15 protein-coding genes are annotated in these 20,055 nt (G+C 72.4%); 14 read left to right on the forward strand and 1 reads right to left on the reverse strand.

All coding sequences use genetic code 11. The annotated features are described in order from the left end of the window. Positions 1 to 47 precede the first annotated feature (47 nt). The 7 genes from ACFXKZ_RS19780 (at position 48) to ACFXKZ_RS19810 (ending at position 10,195) form a co-directional block, all read left to right on the forward strand. Positions 48 to 1,877: an ABC transporter substrate-binding protein gene (locus tag ACFXKZ_RS19780; RefSeq protein ID WP_380002148.1), complete on the forward strand. Its 1,830-nt coding sequence runs from the start codon at positions 48 to 50 to the stop codon at positions 1,875 to 1,877. 72 nt (positions 1,878 to 1,949) lie between these two features. Then, a complete protein-coding gene (locus ACFXKZ_RS19785; RefSeq protein ID WP_380002150.1) occupies positions 1,950 to 2,948 on the forward strand; it encodes an ABC transporter permease in 999 nt (332 codons plus the stop codon). Then, positions 2,945 to 4,042 (forward strand): ABC transporter ATP-binding protein, encoded by a 1,098-nt coding sequence (locus ACFXKZ_RS19790; RefSeq protein ID WP_380002152.1) that lies wholly within the window; start codon positions 2,945 to 2,947, stop codon positions 4,040 to 4,042. Before ACFXKZ_RS19785 ends, ACFXKZ_RS19790 begins: the two co-directional genes overlap by 4 nt. 23 nt (positions 4,043 to 4,065) lie before the next feature. After that, positions 4,066 to 5,205: an ABC transporter ATP-binding protein gene (locus tag ACFXKZ_RS19795; protein WP_380002154.1), complete on the forward strand. Its 1,140-nt coding sequence runs from the start codon at positions 4,066 to 4,068 to the stop codon at positions 5,203 to 5,205. A gap of 44 nt (positions 5,206 to 5,249) precedes the next feature. Continuing rightward, complete coding sequence (locus ACFXKZ_RS19800) at positions 5,250 to 8,291, forward strand: LuxR C-terminal-related transcriptional regulator (protein WP_380002156.1); 3,042 nt, start codon at positions 5,250 to 5,252, stop codon at positions 8,289 to 8,291. A 172-nt stretch (positions 8,292 to 8,463) separates the two neighbouring features. Beyond that, complete coding sequence (locus tag ACFXKZ_RS19805; protein WP_380002158.1) at positions 8,464 to 9,336, forward strand: NAD-dependent epimerase/dehydratase family protein; 873 nt, start codon at positions 8,464 to 8,466, stop codon at positions 9,334 to 9,336. Continuing rightward, the gene (locus ACFXKZ_RS19810; protein ID WP_380002160.1) at positions 9,329 to 10,195 is read left to right on the forward strand and encodes an MBL fold metallo-hydrolase; all 867 of its coding nucleotides are present in this window, start codon (positions 9,329 to 9,331) and stop codon (positions 10,193 to 10,195) included. The genes ACFXKZ_RS19805 and ACFXKZ_RS19810 overlap by 8 nt, the downstream gene beginning before the upstream one ends. A gap of 65 nt (positions 10,196 to 10,260) precedes the next feature. Here ACFXKZ_RS19810 and ACFXKZ_RS19815 read toward each other — a convergent pair whose 3' ends face one another. Further along, on the reverse strand, positions 10,261 to 11,376 hold the full coding sequence (locus ACFXKZ_RS19815; protein ID WP_380002162.1) for a serine hydrolase domain-containing protein: 1,116 nt from the start codon (positions 11,374 to 11,376) through the stop codon (positions 10,261 to 10,263). A 298-nt stretch (positions 11,377 to 11,674) separates the two neighbouring features. On the opposite strand from ACFXKZ_RS19815, the gene ACFXKZ_RS19820 reads away from it, so the two are divergent. From ACFXKZ_RS19820 to ACFXKZ_RS19850, 7 genes are all read left to right on the forward strand, one after another. Further along, positions 11,675 to 13,288 (forward strand): PucR family transcriptional regulator, encoded by a 1,614-nt coding sequence (locus ACFXKZ_RS19820; protein ID WP_380002164.1) that lies wholly within the window; start codon positions 11,675 to 11,677, stop codon positions 13,286 to 13,288. Between the two features lie 42 nt (positions 13,289 to 13,330). Beyond that, entirely contained in the window at positions 13,331 to 14,314 is a 984-nt protein-coding gene (locus ACFXKZ_RS19825; RefSeq protein WP_380002166.1) for an STM4015 family protein, read from the forward strand. Between the two features lie 115 nt (positions 14,315 to 14,429). Continuing rightward, positions 14,430 to 15,407 (forward strand): STM4015 family protein, encoded by a 978-nt coding sequence (locus ACFXKZ_RS19830; RefSeq protein WP_380002168.1) that lies wholly within the window; start codon positions 14,430 to 14,432, stop codon positions 15,405 to 15,407. After that, complete coding sequence (locus tag ACFXKZ_RS19835; RefSeq protein ID WP_380002170.1) at positions 15,388 to 16,593, forward strand: STM4014 family protein; 1,206 nt, start codon at positions 15,388 to 15,390, stop codon at positions 16,591 to 16,593. Before ACFXKZ_RS19830 ends, ACFXKZ_RS19835 begins: the two co-directional genes overlap by 20 nt. 56 nt (positions 16,594 to 16,649) lie before the next feature. Then, positions 16,650 to 17,459, forward strand: a complete 810-nt coding sequence (locus ACFXKZ_RS19840; protein ID WP_380002649.1) for an STM4013/SEN3800 family hydrolase — start codon at positions 16,650 to 16,652, stop codon at positions 17,457 to 17,459. A 296-nt stretch (positions 17,460 to 17,755) separates the two neighbouring features. Further along, complete coding sequence (locus tag ACFXKZ_RS19845) at positions 17,756 to 19,099, forward strand: STM4012 family radical SAM protein (RefSeq protein WP_380002172.1); 1,344 nt, start codon at positions 17,756 to 17,758, stop codon at positions 19,097 to 19,099. Further along, positions 19,096 to 20,049, forward strand: coding sequence for an STM4011 family radical SAM protein (locus ACFXKZ_RS19850; protein WP_380002174.1), 954 nt, complete (start codon positions 19,096 to 19,098; stop codon positions 20,047 to 20,049). The genes ACFXKZ_RS19845 and ACFXKZ_RS19850 overlap by 4 nt, the downstream gene beginning before the upstream one ends. The last annotated feature ends 6 nt before the right edge of the window (positions 20,050 to 20,055 follow it).

Raw genomic sequence — 20,055 nt, forward strand, 5'->3', positions numbered from 1 at the left:
CGGCACTTCACCCCGGGTCCCGCACGCAATCCGGAGGATCCGAGATCGTGACTACCCGACACGCCCCAGGGCGACGCACGCAGGCACTGGCCGCCGCGGCCGTGGTCGCAGGACTGCTGACCACGACGGCGTGCGGCGGTGGTGGCGACGACAAGGCGAGCGCGGCGGGCTACGACGCCGCCACGACCAAGGTCGTGAACGCCGCCACGACGAAAGGCGGCACCCTGAGATTCGCCGGCACCCAGGACGGCGACTCGTGGGACACCACCCGCAGTTACTACGGCTTCGCCTGGAACTTCATGCGCTTCTACAGCCGCCAACTGGTCACCTACAAGACCGAACCCGGCAAGGCGGGCGCCGGGCTGACCCCCGACCTCGCCACCGACGGGGGCAGGGTCTCCGACGACGGTAAGACGTACACCTTCACCCTGCGCGACGGGGTCACGTGGGAGGACGGCAAGCCGATCACCGCCAGGGACGTCAAGTACGGCATCGAACGCCAGTGGGCGCAGGACGTGTTGTCGGGTGGTCCGGTCTACCTCAAGGACGTCCTCGACCCCGACGGGGAGTACCACGGCCCCTACCAGGACGAGTCCGCCGACAAACTCGGCCTGAAGGCGATCGAGACGCCCGACGACAGGACGATCGTCTTCCGTCTGCCGCAACCCAACAGCGACTTCCCGCAGATGCTCGCGATCCCGTCGGCGTCCCCGGTGCGCCAGGACAAGGACACCAAGTCCAAGTACGGCCTGCGCCCGTTCTCCAGCGGCCCGTACCGGTTCGAGTCGTACGACCCGGGCAAGGGCCTGGAACTGGTCCGCAATCCGCAGTGGAAGGAGGCCTCGGACCCGGTCCGCAAGGCCTACCCGGACGCCGTGAGTGTCAAGTTCTTCTCCAACGCCAACGACATGGACCAGCGGCTGATCGCCGGCGACTACGACCTGGACCTCGGCCAGTCCGGCCTGTCGCCGCAGGGCCGCCAGACCGCGCTCAAGCAGCACAAGGGCCACCTGGACAACCCGCTCTCCGGCTACGTCCGCTACGCGACCTTCCCGCAGAACGTGAAGCCGTTCGACAACGAGCACTGCCGCAAGGCGGTCATCCACGGGGCCGACCACCTGTCGCTGCAGACCGCGCGCGGCGGCCCCGTGGCCGGCGGCGACATCGGGACCAACATGTTGCCGCCGACGGTCCCGGGCTCCCAGGGCGTCACGTACGACCCATTCGACATGGCGGGCACCGACCGCAACGGCAACGTCGCCAAGGCCAAGCGGGAGTTGGCGGCCTGCGGCAAGCCGGACGGCTTCACCACCACCATCGCCGTCCGCAACAACAAGCCGGTCGAGGTGGCCACCGCCCAGTCCCTGCAGGCGTCGTTGAAGAAGATCGGCATCGACGCGCAGATCGACCAGTACGACGGCTCGCAGACCTCCGGCATCGTCGGCAGCCCCGACAACGTGGCGAAGAAGGGCTACGGCATCGTCATCGACGGCTGGGCCGCCGACTTCCCGTCCGTCCAGGGCTTCGGCCGGCCGCTGTGGGACGGCAAGTACGTGCTGGAGAGCGGCAACGTCAACTACGCCCTGATCAAGGACCAGGCGATCGACGACCTCTTCGACGCCTACGCCAAGGAGCCCGACGAGGGCAACAAGGGCCGGATCGCCGCGCAGATCAACCACAGGGTCATGGAGGGCGGGTACTACCTGCCCTTCACCTACGAGAAGTATCTGAACTGGCGCGGCGGGCGACTCACCAACGTCTACATGACGGACGCCTACAACGGCTACGACTTCGTCAGCCTCGGTCTGCACTCCACGAAGTCCGCCGACTCCGCCGACTCAGCGAACTCCGCGCAGTCGTCGAAGACTTCGCAGTGAACCCCCGGCCACCCGTCGAACGGCACGAAAGGCAGGTGAAGGCCGGCGCGGCATGACCGCGGGCCGTCAGCTGTGCTCACTTACCTGATCAGGCGGCTGTTCGCCGCCGCAGTGATGCTGGTGGTCATCATCATGGTGGTCTTCGGCATCTTCTTCCTCGTCCCCAAGTGGACGGGCGTCGACATCGCCGCGAGCTTCGTGGGCAAGCAGGCCGACCCCGCCGCCGTCGAGGCCGTGCGGGACAAGCTCGGCCTGAGCGAGCCCATCCACGTCCAGGCGTGGGAGTTCTTCAAGGGCATCTTCGCGGGCCGCACCTACTCGACCGGCGGTGACGTCGTGCACTGCTCCGCACCGTGCTTCGGCTACTCGTTCAAGAGCGAACAGGCCGTCTGGCCGGTGTTGACCGACCGTTTCCCGGTGACCCTGGGACTCGCGCTCGGCGCCGCCGTGTTGTGGCTGGTCTTCGGTGTCGCGGCGGGCGTGCTCTCCGCGCTCAAGCGCGGCAGCCTGTGGGACCGCGGCGCGATGGTCGCCGCCCTCGCGGGGGTATCCCTGCCCATCTACTTCACCGGCATGCTCTCCCTGGCGACCTTCGCGTTCGGACTCGAGTGGCTCGACGCGCAGTACGTGCCGTTCGGCCGGGATCCCGGCGGCTGGTTCGGCGGCATGATCCTGCCGTGGATCACCCTCGCCTTCCTGTACGCGGCGATGTACGCGCGGATCACCCGCGCCACGATGATGGAGGTCCTGGGCGAGGACTACATCCGTACCGCGCGCGCCAAGGGCCTGCCGGAGCGGACCGTCATCGGCAAGCACGCCATGCGCTCCACGATGACGCCGATCCTGACCATGCTGGGCATGGACCTCGGCGCGCTCATCGGCGGCGCGATCCTCACCGAGTCGACATTCAACCTGCCCGGCCTCGGCCAGGCAGTGCTGAACGCCATCCGAAACCAGGACCTGCCGATCATCCTGGGCGTCGTCCTGATCACCTCCCTCTCGGTGCTGCTGGCCAACCTCCTGGTGGACGTGCTCTACGCCGTGATCGACCCCCGAGTGAGGCTCGCATGACCATCCCCGACACGAGCACCGCCGTATCCGACCGGCCCGCCGGCGCCTCGACCGCGCCGCGCCCCTTCCTGGACGTGCGCGACCTGCGGGTGCACTTCCCGACCGACGACGGCCTGGTCAAGTCCGTCGACGGGCTCAGCTTTCACCTGGAGAAGGGCCGGACCCTGGGCATCGTCGGCGAATCGGGCTCCGGCAAGTCGGTGACCTCGCTCGGCATCATGGGCCTGCACACGACCGGGCAGTACGGCAGGCGCAAGGCGCGGATCTCCGGCGAGATCTGGCTGGACGGCACCGAGTTGTTGTCGGCCGGACCCGAACACGTACGCAAGCTGCGGGGCCGGCGGATGGCGATGATCTTCCAGGATCCGCTGTCCGCGCTGCACCCGTACTACACGATCGGCCGGCAGATCGTCGAGGCGTACCGGATCCACCACGACGTCGACCGCAAGACCGCCCGCAAACGGGCGGTGGAGATGCTCGACCGGGTCGGCATCCCGCAGCCGGACAAGCGGGTCGACGCCTACCCGCACGAGTTCTCCGGCGGCATGCGCCAGCGCGCGATGATCGCGATGTCCCTGGTGAACAACCCCGAACTGCTCATCGCGGACGAGCCCACCACCGCCCTCGACGTCACCGTCCAGGCGCAGATCCTCGACCTCGTCCTGGACCTGCAGAAGGAGTTCGGCTCCGCGGTCATCGTGATCACCCACGACCTGGGCGTCGTCGCCGAACTCGCCGACGACATCCTGGTGATGTACGCTGGCCGCTGCGTCGAACGCGGCCCGGCGGAACGGGTGTTCCACGAACCCCGGCACCCCTACACCTGGGGTCTGCTCGGCTCGATGCCGCGCCTGGACCGCGAGCAGCAGGACCGGCTCGTCCCGGTCGAGGGCTCCCCGCCGTCCCTGATCAACCTGCCGTCCGGCTGCGCCTTCCACCCGCGTTGCCCGTACGCGGACGTGCCGAAGGACGACGTCACCCGCACGATCCGCCCCGAACCCACCGAGGTCGGCGAGCGGCACTGGGTCGCCTGCCATCTGACCCGGGAGCAGCGGGAGCGGATCCGGGCCGAAGAGATTGCGCCGAGGTCGTGAGCGAGAACGCGGAGGACGACGCAGTGAGCAACCGTGTGCAGGGCGACGGCGAACGGGCCGGTGGGGTCGGCTCGTTCGACACCGGCGGTAGGGCCGGCCGCGCCGAGGACGCGGCGCCCGGCGAGGTCCTGCTGAAAGTGACCGGGCTGCAGAAGCACTTCCCGATCCGCAAGGGCCTCTTCCGGCGCCGGGCCGGCGCGGTGCGCGCCGTCGACGGCATCGACTTCGAGGTGCGCTCGGGCGAAACGCTCGGGGTGGTGGGCGAATCGGGCTGCGGCAAGTCGACGATGGGCCGGTTGATCACCCGCCTGCTCGAACCGACTTCGGGCACGATCGAGTTCGAGGGCGAGGACATCACGCGCCTCGGCGTGCGGGGCATGCGCCCGCTGCGCCGGGACGTGCAGATGATCTTCCAGGACCCGTACTCGTCGTTGAACCCGCGCCACACCACCGGCACGATCATCGGCGCGCCCTTCCGGCTCCAAGGGGTCGAGCCCGAGGGCGGCATCAAGAAGGAGGTACAGCGACTGTTGTCGGTGGTCGGCCTCAGTCCCGAGCACTACAACCGCTACCCGAACGAGTTCTCCGGCGGTCAGCGCCAGCGCATCGGCATCGCCCGCGCGCTGGCGCTCAGGCCGAAGCTGGTGGTGGCGGACGAGCCGGTGTCGGCGCTCGACGTGTCGATCCAGGCCCAGGTCGTCAACCTCATGGACGACCTGCAGCGCGAACTGGGCCTGACCTACGTGATCATCGCGCACGACCTGTCCGTGGTCCGGCACGTCTCGGACCGGATCGCGGTGATGTATCTCGGCAGGATCGTCGAACTCGCCGATCGGGAACTGCTCTACCGGGCGCCGATGCACCCGTACACCAAGGCGCTGATGTCGGCCGTGCCGATCCCGGACCCGCGGCGCAGAAGGGATCGGAGCGAGCGCTTGCGGCTCGAAGGCGACGTACCCTCGCCGATCGACCCGCCGAGCGGCTGCCGCTTCCACACCCGGTGCTGGAAGGCGACGTGGGTCTGTACGACGGCCGAGCCGCCGTTGGAGGAGCTGCGGCCGGGGCAACAGGTGGCCTGCCATCACCCGGAGAACACCACCGAGCAGGCCCCGCAGGACACCGGTGCGGCCACGCCGGCACGGGTGGCGCCGACTCGTCGGTAACACCCGTGCGGGCGGGGCCGAGGGCCCCGGATAAGTTGACCTTCGTGCTCCACGGACGAACGCCCCACACCGCCGCCCTCGAAGCCCTGGTCCGCGCCGCGGCCCGGGGCCGCGGGGGCGCGGTCGTGCTGGTCGGCGACATCGGCACCGGAAAAAGCGCCCTGCTCGACGCCGCCGCCGAGGCCGCGAGGGGACTGGGGGAGCTGCGCGACGCCGGGGCGGAGGCCGGGACGGGGCTGCCGGTGCTGCGCGACGCCGGGGCGGAGGCCGGAACCGGGCTTCCCGTGCTGCGCCGTGCCGGGGCGGAGGCTGGGACCGGGGCGCGCGTACCGCGTGGCGCCGACGCCGACGCCGGGACCGCGGTGCGCGTGGCGCGGGGTGCCGCGGTGGAGGCCGAGACCGGGGCGCGCGTACCGCGTGGCGCCGATGCCGACGCCGGGACCGGGGTACGCGTGGCGCGGAGTGCCGGCGTGGAGGCCGAGACCGGGGTGCGGGTGTTGCGGGGGGCCGGGGTCGAGTCGGAGGCTCGGTTGCCGTATGCGGGGCTGCATGTCGTGCTTCGGGAGGCGCTGCATCTGGCCGACCGGCTTCCCCGGCATCAGGCCGAGGCGCTGCGCCACGCCGTGCACGGGACCGCCGCGGATCCGGCCGCGCCGGGCGATTACGACCGGTTCCTCGTCGGCGCCGCCGCGCTCAGCCTGCTCGGCGAACTCGCCGACGAGCAGCCGCTGCTCGTGCTCGTCGACGACGCCCACTGGCTCGACCAGGAAAGCGCCGACGCCCTGCTGTTCGCCGCGCGCCGGCTCGCGGCCGAGCCCGTGGCGATCGTCTTCGCCGCGCGCGACGGGTCGGCCGACTTCGACGCGCCGGGGCTGCCCGTGCACCGCCTGGAGCCGCTCGACGACGACGCCGGCACCGCGCTGCTCGACCGGCACGCCCCCGGCCTCACCCCGGCCGTGCGCCGCAGGCTGCTACGCCGGGCGGCCGGGAATCCGCTCGCCCTGGTCGAACTCGCCGCCGCGCTCACGCCCGGCCTGCGCCCCGAGGCGGACCTGCTGGACGACCACGAGATCGCCGTGCTGCCCGCGTCCTGGCGGGTGCGACGCCTGTACGACGAACGGATCGCGACCCTGCCCGCCGCCACCCGCACCCTCCTCACCCTCGCCGCGGCCGACGACACCGGCGACCCCGCGCTCGTACTGCGCGCGGGACGCGAACTCGGCGCCGTGCCCGACGATCTCGAACCCGCCGAACAGGCGGGGCTGATCCACCTCACCGCCACGCATCTCGCCTTCCACCATCCGCTCGCCCGCGCGGCGGCCTATCACGGCGCCACCCTCGGCCGGCGCAACGCCGCCCACCACGCGCTCGCCGCGGCGCTGCCCGAGAGCGACCGCGACCGGCAGACCTGGCACCTGGCCGCCGCCACGGTCGGCCACGACGCCGCCGTGGCCGACCGGCTCGAGGAAACGGCCGAACACTTCCGCGCCCGGGGTGGGCGGGCGACAGTCGCCACCGCGTACCGGCGAGCGGCCCAACTCACCGAGGACCCGCGACTGCGCGCCCACCGGCTCACCCAGGCCGCGCTCGCCGCCGCCGAGGCGGGCCGGCCCGAGACCGCCGCCGCGCTCGCCGAGGCCGCCGCGCCGTACGCCGACGATCCGGCGGTGACCGCCAGGCTCGCGTCGATCCGCGCCACCGTCGAACACACCGCCGGACGCCCCGACGCCGCCCGCCTCATCCTCGTCGAGGCCGCCCGCACCACCGCGCCACACGACCCGGACACCGCCGCCGGAATCCTCTTCGAGGCCGTCGCCGCCGCCTGGGACACCCCGGATCCCGCCGGCGCCACCACCGGCATCCTCGACACGCTCGCGGGCCTCGACTTCGGCGCCGGTCCCGCGCACACCGGCGCCCTCGCCCTCCACCACCTCGCCACCGGAAACCCCGAGGCCGGCCACCCCCTCCTGCGCCGTTTCACCGACGGCACGCGGGCCGCGGGCGGCACCCGCCCGCTCGCGGACGAAACCCGCCTCCAGGGCTGGGACATGCTCCTCGGCGACTACCGGGGCGTGCACGACCGGGCCGAAGTCCTCGAACGGCGGGCCCGCGAGCAGGGCGCGATCGGCATCCTGCCCACGCTGCTGCTCCGGCTCGCCCGCTGCCGCCTGTTCCTCGGCCGCCACGAGCACGCGCACAGCACCGCCGTCGAGGGTCTCGACATCGCCCGAAGCACCGCCAACCACCACCACGAGGCCATGCTCCACGGCGTGCTCGCCGTCCTCGCCGCGATCGACGGCGACGAGGACGGGTATCACGCCGCCGCCCGCCACGCCGGCGCCGGCGGCGGGCCAGCCGTCTGGACGGCCTGCGCGGAAGCCCTCCTCGACCTCGGTCGGGGCCGCCACGAAACCGCGCTGACCCGGCTCACCGACATCGCCGACGGCCCCCGCGCCCACGTCGCCGTCGCCATCCACGGCCTGGCCGACCACGTCGAGGCCGCCGCCCGTCTCGGCCGCCCCGACGAAGCCCGGCGCACCGCCGAACGGTTCACCACGTGGGCGCACGGCACCGGCACCCCGTGGGCGCACGCCGTCGCGCTGCGCTGCCGGGCCCTCCTCGCCGCCGACGACACCGCCGGCGACCTGTACCGGTCCGCCCTCGAAGCCCACCGCGGCGACGGCCGGCCCTTCGAAGCCGCCCGCACCGAACTCCTCTACGGCGAATGGCTGCGCCGCAACCGGCAGCGCGCCGCCGCCCGCACCCACCTCACGGCCGCCCTCACCGCCTTCGAAACGCTCCGGGCCGGCCCGTGGCAGCACCGCGCCGGCGCCGAACTCCGCGCCGTCGGCGCCCCCGTGGCCGGCCCGGTCGACACCGGCGGCCACGCCGACGCCACCGCGCGGCTCACCCCGCAGGAGCTGCACGTCGCCCGCCTGGCCGCCACCGGGCTCAGCAACCGCGACATCGGCGCCCGCCTGTTCCTCAGCCCCCGCACCGTCGCCTACCACCTCTCCAACGCCTACCCCAAACTCGGCATCACTTCCCGCGCAGCGCTGGGCAGCCTCGACTGGCCGACCGCCTGACCCGCCGCCCGGGAGATCGCAAAGGCGTCCGCGACGATCGACAGCACCCCGGCAGCCCGGTACCCACCCCGGTCATTCGACGGATCCGCCGCGCCCCGCGCGCCCCTACTGTCGTGCTCGCAACGCCGATCACCACATCGGCCCACGAACCCACACGCACCAGGGGCACACCATGAAGGTCCTCGTCCTCGGCTCCACCGGCTACATCGGCACCGCCGTCACCCGCCGCCTCATCGAGGACGGCCACACCGTCGTCCCGTTCCTCAAGACCGGCACCCCCTCCGAGCCCGGCGTCGACGCGCGCTTCGGCGACCTCACCGACCCGGACAGCCTCATCGACGCCGTCACCGACGACATCGAGGCCGTCGTCAACCTCGCCACTCCCACCGGCGACGAACAGGCCGACGCCGCCGCCGTGGACGCCCTCACCTCACCGCTGCACGGCACCGGCCGCGCCTTCGTCTACACCAGCGGCATCTGGGTGCTCGGCGCCACCGGCGACCACGCCGTCGACGAGGACGCCCCCACCAACGCGATCGACATCGTCGGCTACCGCCCCCGCACCGAGCAGCAGGTCCTGGCCGCCGCCCGGAACGACGTGCGCAGCGCCGTCATCCGCCCCGGCATCGCGTACGGCCACGGCGGCGGCATACCCGCCCTCATGCTCGGCTGGGCCAAGGAGCACGGCACCGGCCGCTACGTCGGAACGCCCGGCACCCGCTGGCCGATGGTCCACATCGACGACCTCGCCGCCCTGTACTCCCTCGTCCTCACCAAGGCCGACGCCGGCACCCTCTGGCACGGCGTCGCCGTCCAGGCCGTCGCCACCCCGGCGCTCGCCGCAGCCGTCGACGTCGCCGCCGGCGGTGTCGGCCGCGCCGAGCCCTGGCCGCTCGAACAGGCCGCCGAAGCCCTCGGGTTCCCGTTCGCCGAGGCGCTCGCGCTCGACCAGACCGTCTCCGGCGAGCGCGCCGTGCGCCTGCTCGGCTGGCGGCCCACCCAGGCCCACCCGACCACCGACCTCACCGCCGGCACCCGTGCCTGAGGTCGACAACGCACCGGCCGCCACATCCGCCCGGCGCAGCTTTCCCGGCGCCCATCTCCCCATCTGCACCGCCTGCGGCACCCAGTACGCCGGCCCCCGTCCCGACTGCCCCGTCTGTCGGGACGACCGCCAGTACGTCCCCGTCGCCGGCCAGCGGTGGACCACCCTCGCCGAGCTGCACGCCGCGGGCCACACCGCGAAGTTCGCCGAACAGGGCCCCGACGTCCTCGGCATCGGCACCACGGAGTCCATCGCCATCGGCCAACGCGCACTGCTGCTGCGCACCACCGAGGGCAACATCCTCTGGGACTGCCCGCCCTACCTCGACGACTCCATGGTCGAGGCCGTCGCCGACCTCGGCGGCATCACCGCCATCGCGATCAGCCACCCCCACTTCTACTCCGTGATGGTCGAGTGGGCGCACGCCTTCGACGCACCCGTGCACCTGCACGAAGCGGACCGCTCCTGGGTCGGGCGCCCCGACCCCGCGCTGCGTTTCTGGTCCGGCGAGACCCATCGGCTGACCGACGAACTCACGCTGATCAACCCGAGGATCCACTTCCCGGGCAGCGCCGTCCTGCACTGGAGCGCGGGCGGCGGGGCGCTGTTCTCGGGCGACGTCCTCAATGTCTGCCCGGACTGCCGCTGGATCACCGTGATGCACAGCTACGCCAACCACATCCCCGAACACCCCGACGCCGTCCGCCACGCCGCCGAACTGCTCGGCCGTCACCGCTTCGAACGCATCTACGGCGCCTGGTGGGACCGTGTGGTCACCGCCGACGGCAACGCGGTCCTGCGCCGCTCCGTCGAGCGCTACCTCGCCTGGGAGGGCGCCATGACGGACCGTACCGCCTGACCGCACCACCCGACACGCGTCGTCGCGGCGGAGCCGAAACCGGCCCCGCCGCGACGATGTCGCCGTCAGCGCAGGTCGCGCAGGAGCCTGCTCATGATGGCGTCGACGCGGTCCGAGTCGAACGACTCCGAGCCGATCAGCAGCGTCACCGCCCGTCGGCCGTCGTCGGTGACGGCGTTCCGGAACTTGTGGCCGCTGGACATGCTGCCGCTGTGTCCCCACAACACGAAGCCCGGGTAGGGCTCGTGGCGCTCGACGCCCAGCCCGTAGCGCTCGTTCGCGACGTCCTCCGCGACCGTCCGCTTCAGCTCCGCGAGTTGGGCCGGGGCCAGCAGCTTCCCGGTCAACAGCGCGGTCCAAAAGGCGGTGGTGTCCGCGCCGTCGGAGATCAGCGCGCCCGACGCGTCGGCCTCCGAGGTGTTCCATTCGGTCCGATCCACCAGGGTCTTGCCCCGCTGCGCGTAGCCGCGCAGCTCCGGCTTGGGCAAGGTGGTGCGATCGCCGGCCCACTGGGTCTCGCACAGTCCGAGCGGTCGGATGATCCGCTCCTCGATCTCGGTGGCGATGCCGCGGCCCGTGACCTCCTTGACGATCAGACCGACCAGGTTGTAGTTCGTGTTGGAGTAGGCGAAGCCCGACGGCGCGCGCTCGGGCCTGGGCAGGGCGAGCGCCTGCCGGACCGTCTGCAGGGGCTCGATGTGATCCCAGCGGTGCGCGTCCTCGTCCTCCCAGAACGGCGCGTCCAGGTAGTCGGGCAGGCCGCTGGTGTGCTGCAGAAGCTGTCGGATCGTGATGGTGCGCCCGTCGTAGAGCCTGGTGCGGATCAGACCCGGCAGGTAGTCGTCCACGGTGTCGTCGAGGGCGATCCGGCCCTCCCCGACGAGTTGCAGCACGACCGTGGCCGTCCAGGTCTTGGTGTCGCTGCCGATGCGGCTGTGCTCGTCGCCGACGACCTTGCGGCCCGTTCCACGATCGGCGACACCGACACCACCCGTTCGGACCCCGCAGTTCGGGCTCTTCACCGTCACGCTCATCCCCGTGGCGCCGACACCCTCCAGTGCCTTCATCGCCGTCCGGATGGGCGTGGTGTCACACTGCGGCGCCGCGCCCGCCTTGGCCGGCACCGTCAACAAAGACGCCGCACACGCCAAGGCCACGACCGCACTCGTCCTGTATCGCACAATGTCTCCTTCTGCAGCACTTATACGTGTGCCGTAATCGATAACGCCCGACGGATACGGATTTCGATATCGGTGAGCGGGCAAACAGTCGACGGTCACCTGCGGCATTCGGCTCGTCACGGCCGGCTGCGGCCGGTTGCGCTCCATGGGGTCACAGCAGGTACGGTCACCGGAAGTGCCCGCCGCACGCCTGCCGAATTGTGCATGCGGAAAGCGTGGCGCCCGGATCGGCCGGGGGCATGTGACGCCGGTCCAGAGATTCCCCGAATGCTTTGTGGGTCCGGCCAAAGAGGTGAGAATGCTCGGTACCGGGGTTCCCGATCTCGGACAGGTCCTGGAGGTATTGGGCTCGTCACTGTTGCGGCCGTTGACCGAACCGCCGGAAAAGCCGGTGCCGGTCTCGGGCGTACTCATCCTCGAACGACGCGCCCCGCTCCCCCTCCCCGCCGTCACCGACGCGATCCTGCTCGCCGTCGGTGTGGGGATGGACGAGGCGCGGGCGATGGACCTGATCGGCTCGGCCGCACAGGCCGGGTACACGTGCGTGGTGGTGAAGAGCTTCGGCGAGCCGGTCACCGCGTTGGTGGAGGCCGCCCGGCAGGGCGGCATCGTGCTCCTGGCCGCCAACGAGGCGGTGGCCTGGCACCACCTGGACGCCATGATCTCCTCGGCCCTCACTCCCACCGTGCGCTTCGGACAGGCCGCCGGCGCCCCCGCCTTCGGCGACCTGTTCGCGCTGGCCAACGCGATCGCCGGCATGGTCGGCGGAGCCACCGTGATCGAGGATCCGCACCGGCGCATCCTCGCCTACTCGACCCTGCCCGGCCAGGCCGTCGACGAGGGCCGCCGGCAGGGCATCCTCGGCCTCCAGGTGCCCGACGGCCCGGACTACGACGAGCAGTACCGGGTGCTCACCCGGCTCGGGCGCACCTGCCGATTCCCCGCCGTTCCCGGCGGACTTCCCCGGCTCGGCGTCGCCGTGCGCGTGGGCAGCGAGGTGTTGGGGTCGATCTGGGTCGTCGACGCCGGCGAACACCTGGACTCCGTCGCCGAACAGGCCCTGTCCGATGTGGCGGACAACGTCGCGCTGCACCTGCTCGCGGCCCGCACCACCGAATCCGCCGTCCGGCGCAGGTACGCCGACCTGCTGCGGCGACTGCTGGCCGACCCGAGCAGTGTCACGGCGGTGGCCCCACAACTCGGTCTGGACCCGAACCTGCCCGTTGCCATGGCCGCGTTCGCCGTCGCCTCGGTCGACGCCGAGGACGCGCTCACCGCACACGCGGCCACCCGGCTGGCGGACCTGGTCAGCCTGCACTGCGAGGCGCGCTACGGCAGGCACGGCTGCGCGTTGATCGACGGAACGGTCTACGCGCTGCTCCCGAGCGAACCGTCGCCGAACGCGCACCGCGAACTCGTCGCCTACATCGCGCGGCGGGCGCACAGCGCGCTGCGGGTGCCGGTCCGGGCCGGACTCGGCGCGCTCGTCCAGGAATTGCGCTCGATCGAGAGTTCGCGCGCCGACGCGGATCTGGTGCTGCGTGCGCTGTCCGAGCGGCCGGGTGAGCCGGAGCCGTGCCAGGTGGCCTCGATCGACGAGATGTGGGCCGGCGCGACACTGTCCGCGCTGGCCGCGATGCTGGCCACGCACGAGGTGGTCCCCCACAGGCTCGGACCGGCGATCCGCGCCCACGACCTCGAACACGGCACCACCTACGCGTCCACCATCCTCGCCTACCTGGACGCCGACGGCGATGTCGCCGCCGCCTCGCAGCTGCTGTCCGTACACCCGAACACGATCCGCTACCGGCTCTCCCGGGCCACGGAGATCTTCGGATTCGATCTCGCCGACCCGGACGAACGCCTGGTGTTGTGGCTGCGATTGCGCCTCGGCGGCCGGCTCGACTGGTAGACCCCCCGCCCCGTGGTCACCGGGCTCTGGTAGGCATGGCCCATGTCGAACTACGACGGCGACGAGCGGTTCGCCGGACTGCCCATAGCCGAGCTCCACCCGTCGGCAAATCCCAAGGCCACGCGAGCCGAGAACGCGGCGGCGCGGAACGCGAAGCCGCTCCCCGCGGCGGCCGACGCGGCGTGGCGGTTGCGGATCGAGGGGTATCGGAGCACGGAGAAGTTCACCGAGCACGTCGCGCGTTTCCTCGACACCGTCGACACCACGCGGGTCACCGCCCTGCTGGTCGGCATGTGGGAGCCGGGTGAGGACTCGACGGAGGCGGTGCGCGCGCTCGTCGACGCCGCCGACCGGCTGCCCGCGCTGCGCCACCTCTACTTCGGCGACATCGCGCAGGAGGAGAACGAGATCTCGTGGATCCTCCAGTCGGACATCACGCCGCTGTTCGAGACGTTTCCCCGGTTGGAGACGCTGATCGTCCAGGGCGGCCAGGACCTCGTGCTGGAGCCCGTGCGGCACGAGAGCCTGCGGCACCTGGAGTTCCGCACGGGCGGGCTCCCCGCGCGCGTGGTGCGCGCGGTCGGCGCGAGCACCTTCCCGGCGCTGCGCACGCTGGAGCTGTGGTTGGGCACCGACGAGTACGGCGGCGACGCGACCGTCCGCGACATCGAGGGCATCCTGCGCGCCGGCGGCCTGCCCGCGCTCACTCGGCTGGGCCTGATGAACAGCGAGATCCAGGACGAGGTCGCGGCGGCGGTCTCGGCGTCCCCCGTCCTCGGGCGGCTGACCGAACTCGACCTGTCCATGGGCGCGTTGGGCAACGAGGGCGCCGAGGCGCTGCTCCTCGGCCAGCCCCTCGGACACCTGCGGGTGCTCGACCTCAGCCACCACTTCATCACCCCCGCCATGCAGGAGCGACTCACCGCGGCCCTCGCGACACCCGGCCTCAGGCTCGACCTCGGCGACCCGCAGCAGCCCGACGACGACGGCGAGGAGGCCTGGCGCTACATCGCCGTCGCCGAGTAAGCGACCCGCATCGCCGTCGCCGAGTGAGCGACCCGCTCGCCCCGCACACCGCCCTCCGGCCGAAGGCACTCCGCCGCCCGGCCGTTCGAACCCGCCCGGAAGCCAGGAACAGCACATGTCACTCTACGAGTTCACCTCACACTTCGGCGGCCTCCCCGTCGCCGACCTGCGGCCCCTCGACTCCACCGCGACGTCGATCACGCCGGGCGACCCGCCGGACGCCGTCGCCTGGCGAATCCGGGTGGACCCGTGGGAACACGAGGAGGCCGAATTCGAGAAGGACTTCCGGTACTTCCTCGACACCGTGGACACCACCCGGGTCACCGCGCTGCTGTGTGGATGCTGGACCGACGACCTGTCCGCCGAGAGTCCCGCGCTCGGGCTCCTGGTGGAGCACGCGGACCGATTCCCGAATCTGCGTCACCTGTTCCTCGGCGACGTCGTCCAGGAGGAGTCCGAGATCTCGTGGATGAACATCGGCACCCTCACTCCGGTGCTGCACGCATACCCGCGGCTCGAAGAACTCGTCGTGCGGGGCGGCGCCTTCGACGGCAACCCGGATGTCGCGCCGGCGCTGGAGCCGCTGCGGCACGACGCGCTGCGTGCCCTGCGGTTCGAGAGCGGCGGCCTGTCCGCACGCCTCGTCGGCGCCATCGGCCTCTGCGACCTCCCGGCGCTGGAGAACCTGGAACTCTGGCTGGGCGTAAGCCAGTACGACGGCACCGCGACCGTCGACGACCTCGCGGAGTTGTTGTCCGGCGTACGCGTCCCGGCGCTGCGCCGGCTCGGCCTGATGAACAGTGAGATCCAGGACGCCGTGGCCGCGGCCGTGGCCGCCGCGCCGCTGACCGCCCGTCTGGAATCCCTCGACCTGTCGATGGGGACCCTGGGCGACGAGGGCGTCGAGGCACTGCTCGCGGGTCAGCCGCTCACCCACCTGAAGACGCTGCGCATCAACCACCACTTCGTGTCCGAGACGATGGCCGCGCGCCTGCGCGAGACGCTTGGCCCGCACGGGGTCACCGTCGACATCGACCGCGCCGAGGAACTGCGGGACTGGGGCTCGGGCCGCTATGTCGAGGTCTCCGAATGACCCGCCGCGCGGGAGTGGCGGCGTGAGCGAGCGTCCGGCCGTCACCGTCGTGGGCAATCCCGGCCACCGCCGCATGGCCGGGTTCGCGGCGGCGGCCGAAGCTGCGGGGCTGCCGGAGCCGCGGCTGGTCGCCTGGCGCGATGTCCTCACCCGGGAGCCGCTCGCCTTCGCCGCCGGGCCGGTGCGGATCGACTCGCCGGGCGAGGACGCGGACGTGCACACGCTGCTGAGCGGCGCGCCCGCCGACCCGTTCCGGGTCGAGGGCGGCAGCGCCCGGCATGCCGCGTTCGTCGCCGCCCTCGGGCGGATCGAGGCCGCCGTGGCGGCCTCCCCGGGGGCGTGGTCGGTGAACGACGCCGGGGAGATCGCGGTGATGTTCGACAAGCGCCGGGCGCACGCGGTGTTGGCGGCGCGCGGCGTTGCGCTGCCGCGCGCGCTGACCGGGCCCGGGGCGGCGCCGGTGCGGTCCTACGCCGATCTGCGGCGGCGGATGGCCGACGCGCGCTGTCCTCGGGTGTTCGTCAAGCCGCCGCACGGGTCGTCGGCGTCCGGTGTGGTGGCCCTGGAGACGCACGGGACGACGCGCGTCCAGGCGACGACGTCCGTCGAACTCGTGCGCGAGGCGGGCGGCGTCGCCCTGTACAACTCGCTGCGGATCAGCAGATATCGGGACGAGGCCGATATCGCGGCGCTCGTGGACGCGCTCGGCGGGGACTGCGACGCGGGCGGCCTGCACGTCGAGGCGTGGTTGCCGAAGCTGACCCTGGACGGGCGCGCGACCGATCTGCGCGTCCTGGTCGTCGCGGGGCGGGCCACGCACGTCGTGGCCCGGTCGAGCCGGTCGCCGATGACGAACCTGCACCTGGGCAACGCGCGCGGCGACGTCGCGGCGGTGCGCGGCGCGGTCGGGGAGGACGCGTGGGCGCGGGCGATGGCGACCTGCGTCCGGGCGGCCGGGTGTTTCCCCCGTACGCTGCACGTCGGCGTCGACCTGCTGTTCGCGGTGGACCGGCGCCGGCACGCCGTGGGCGAGGTCAACGCGTTCGGGGACCTGCTGCCGGGTGTGCTGCATCAGGGTCGGGACACGTGGGGGGAACAGGTCCACGCCCTGGTGGCGGGTTGGCGGCCGGCCGGATCCACCGGGGCGGCGCCACGAGACGAGGATCGAGTTCCGTGTCCGAGATGACGACACCACCATCACCCGACCCCGGGAATCACGGCGGCCGATCCGCGCCCGCGGACATGAACGCCGTCGTCGGCCGGCACGACCTGCTGATGGTGACCCTGGACACGCTGCGCTACGACGTCGCCGCCGAACTCGTCGCGGCGGGGCGCCTGCCCAACCTGGCGCGGGTGCTCCCGGACGGCCGGTGGGAGCGCCGGCACACGCCGGGGAGCTTCACGTTCGCCGCGCACACCGCCTTCCTCGCCGGCTTCCTGCCGACGCCGGTGGGCCAGGGGCCGCATCCGCGGTTGTTCGCCGCCCGGTTCGGCGGGAGCGAGTCGACCGCGCCGCACACGTGGGTCTTCGACGACGCGGACCTGCCGACCGCACTGGCCGGGGCCGGCTACCACACGGCCTGTATCGGCGGCGTCGGGTTCTTCAACAAGCGGGGCGCGCTCGGCTCGGTGTTGCCCGACATGTTCGCGGAGAGCCACTGGGATCCGGAACTCGGCGTCGCCTCGCCCACCTCGTTCGAGGCCCAGGTCGCGTGCGCCGAGCGGGTGGTGGGCGCGCTGGACCCCGACCGGAGGCTGTTCCTGCTGGTCAACGTCTCGGCGCTGCACCAGCCGAACTGGTTCCACCTGGCGGGCGCCGACCCGGCCGACGGCGACACCCGGGAAACGCACGCCGCGGCGCTGGAGTACGTGGACCGGCACATCGGCCGGCTGTTCCGGACGATGAGCAGCCGCCGTCCGTGCTTCGCGATCGTCACGTCCGACCACGGCACGGCCTACGGCGAGGACGGCTACACGGGCCATCGGCTCGGCCACGAGGTGGTGTGGACGGTCCCGTACGCCCACTTCACCCTCGCCCCCGGCCAGTGGTGAGCGCGGCTCCGGGACGACCGGAACGGGCCCGGCCGGCGGCGGTGTCGGGCCCGGGTGCCCATCGTGTCGGGCCCGCCGCCTAGCGCGTGTCTTCAGACCCCCGTCGGGCTCCGCGGCGTTCGGTGCCGTGCATCGGCGTGCCGGAGAAGCAGGTGCATAGTGGTTCTATTCGCCTGTTTTTCCGGGGCGGCGAGGTGCGGTGCCGGGCGTCGTGGAGCTCGGCGGGGGTCTGAAGACGCGCGCTAGGCTCGCGGGGTTCGCAGCACCACCCGTCGCACGTCCGGAGGTACCCGTCCATGGCCCCGACCGCCGCCGAGGCCCCGTCCGTGGCCATCGGGTCGCCGTACACCGGATACGTCTACTCGTACCCGCACAAGACCGCCTACCGGCCGCTCGAACCCGCGCCCGCGTTGCGCGAGGTGTGGGCGGGGCAGGATCTGTCCGCGCTGTTCCTGTACCTGCACATACCGTTCTGCGAGATGCGCTGCGGGTTCTGCAACCTGTTCACTCGTACCGGCGCGCCGCACGAGTTGGTGGCGCGCTACCTGGACGCACTGGAGCGGCAGGCGCACGCGGTACGCGAGGCCGTGCCCGACGCGCGGTTCGCGGTCGGGGCGATCGGCGGCGGCACGCCGACCTACCTGGAAGCCGCCGAGCTGACCCGGATGTTCCGCATCGCCGCCGAGGTGATGGGCGCCGAGTTCGGATCCATGCCGCTGTCCGTGGAGACCTCGCCGGCGACCGCGACGCCCGACCGGCTCGCGGTCCTGGCCGCGCACGGCACGACCCGGGTGAGCATCGGCGTGCAGTCGTTCCTCGACGCGGAGGCCAGGGCCGCCGGACGGCCGCAGAAGCGCGCCGAGGTCGAGGCGGCGCTCACCGCGATCCGCGAGGCGGCCGTCCCGACACTGAACATCGACCTGATCTACGGCATCGACGGCCAGACGCCCGCCAGTTGGCTCGGCTCCCTCGACGCGGCGCTCGCCTGGCGGCCCGAGGAGATCTACCTGTACCCGCTGTACGTGCGCCCGCTCACGGGCCTGGGTCGACGCGCCGTCTCGCGCGCCGACTGGGACGACGACCGGCTCGCGCTCTATCGCGCGGGCCGCGACCACCTGCGCGCGGCCGGATACGAGCAGGTGTCGATGCGGATGTTCCGCCGTCCCGGTGCCCCGGCCGACGCGGACACCGGGTACCGGTGCCAGCGCGACGGGATGGTGGGCCTTGGCTGCGGGGCCAGATCGTACACGAGCGAGCTGCACTATTCGTTCGACTACGCGGTGAACGTGGGCGAGGTCCGCGGCATCATCGACGAGTACGTGGCCCTGGACCGGGACGCCTTCTCCCGAGCGCGGTTCGGCTACCGCCTCGACGCGGCCGAGCAACGACGCCGGTACCTGCTGACCTCGCTGCTCCAGGCCGACGGCCTGGACGTCGCCGAGTACCGCGCCCGGTTCGATTCCGACGCCGTCGCGGACTTCGCCCGGGAGCTGGAACCCCTGGCCGACGGCGGCCTGTTGAGCGTCGACGCGGATCGCGTCGTGCTCACCGAGGACGGCCTGGGCTGGTCCGACGCCATCGGCCCGGCGCTGTTCTCCTCGGCCACGGCGGCGCTCATGGACGGGTATCGGGCGCGGTGAGCGTGCCGCTGTCGCTCTCCCTCGCCTCGACCCGGGACGCCGCGCGGCCGTTGACGATCCTGTATCGCGGGCCGCTCGCCTCCTGCGACTACGACTGCGGCTACTGCCCGTTCGCCAAACGCCGCGACTCGCGGGCGCGACTCCTGGCCGACCGCGAGGCGTTGGCGCGCTTCGCGGGCTGGATCGCGGCGGCCCCGGAGCGGATCTCGGTGTTGTTCACGCCGTGGGGCGAGGCGCTGGTCCGGCCCTGGTATCGGCGTACCCTCGCCGAGTTGACCCACCTGCCGAACGTCGACCGCGTCGCCGTGCAGACCAACCTGGGTGCCCGGCCGTCGTGGACCGAGGCGGCGGACCTGCGGCGGTTGGCGCTGTGGGGGACGTACCACCCGGACCAGGTCCGGTACGAGCGCTTTCTCGATCGTTGCCGCGAACTCCGCGCGCGCGGCGTGCGCTTCGCCGTCGGGATCGTCGGGCTGCCCGAACACCTGGCCGCCGCCCGGAGGTTGCGTGGCGACCTGCCGACCGAGGTGTACCTGTGGGTGAACGCCGCCGAGGGCCGCACGTACACCGACGCCGAGGCCGCGGCATGGACCGACCTCGACCCGCACTTCGGCTTCAGCCGGCACGCCCACGTCTCGGCGGGCGCGGCCTGCCGGACCGGGGACACGGTGGTCAGCGTCGACGGCGACGGCATGGTGCGTCGTTGCCACTTCGTCCCCGAGGTGCTGGGCAACCTCTACGACGGCTCGTTCCGCGCGGCCCTGGGGCGCCGCCCGTGCCCGCGCCCGCTGTGCGACTGCCACATCGGCTACGTGCACATGGACGCGCTGCCGCTGTACGACGTCTTCGCGGGCGGGATCCTGGAGCGCATTCCGGCGGGGTACGGCACCGAACCGCGCCCGGACGGCGACCCGGCCCGACCAACCGGTGCCGGAGCGGAACTCGCTTGATTCCGC

The organism is Embleya sp. NPDC059237 (assembly GCF_042754105.1).
Taxonomy (GTDB): domain Bacteria; phylum Actinomycetota; class Actinomycetes; order Streptomycetales; family Streptomycetaceae; genus Embleya.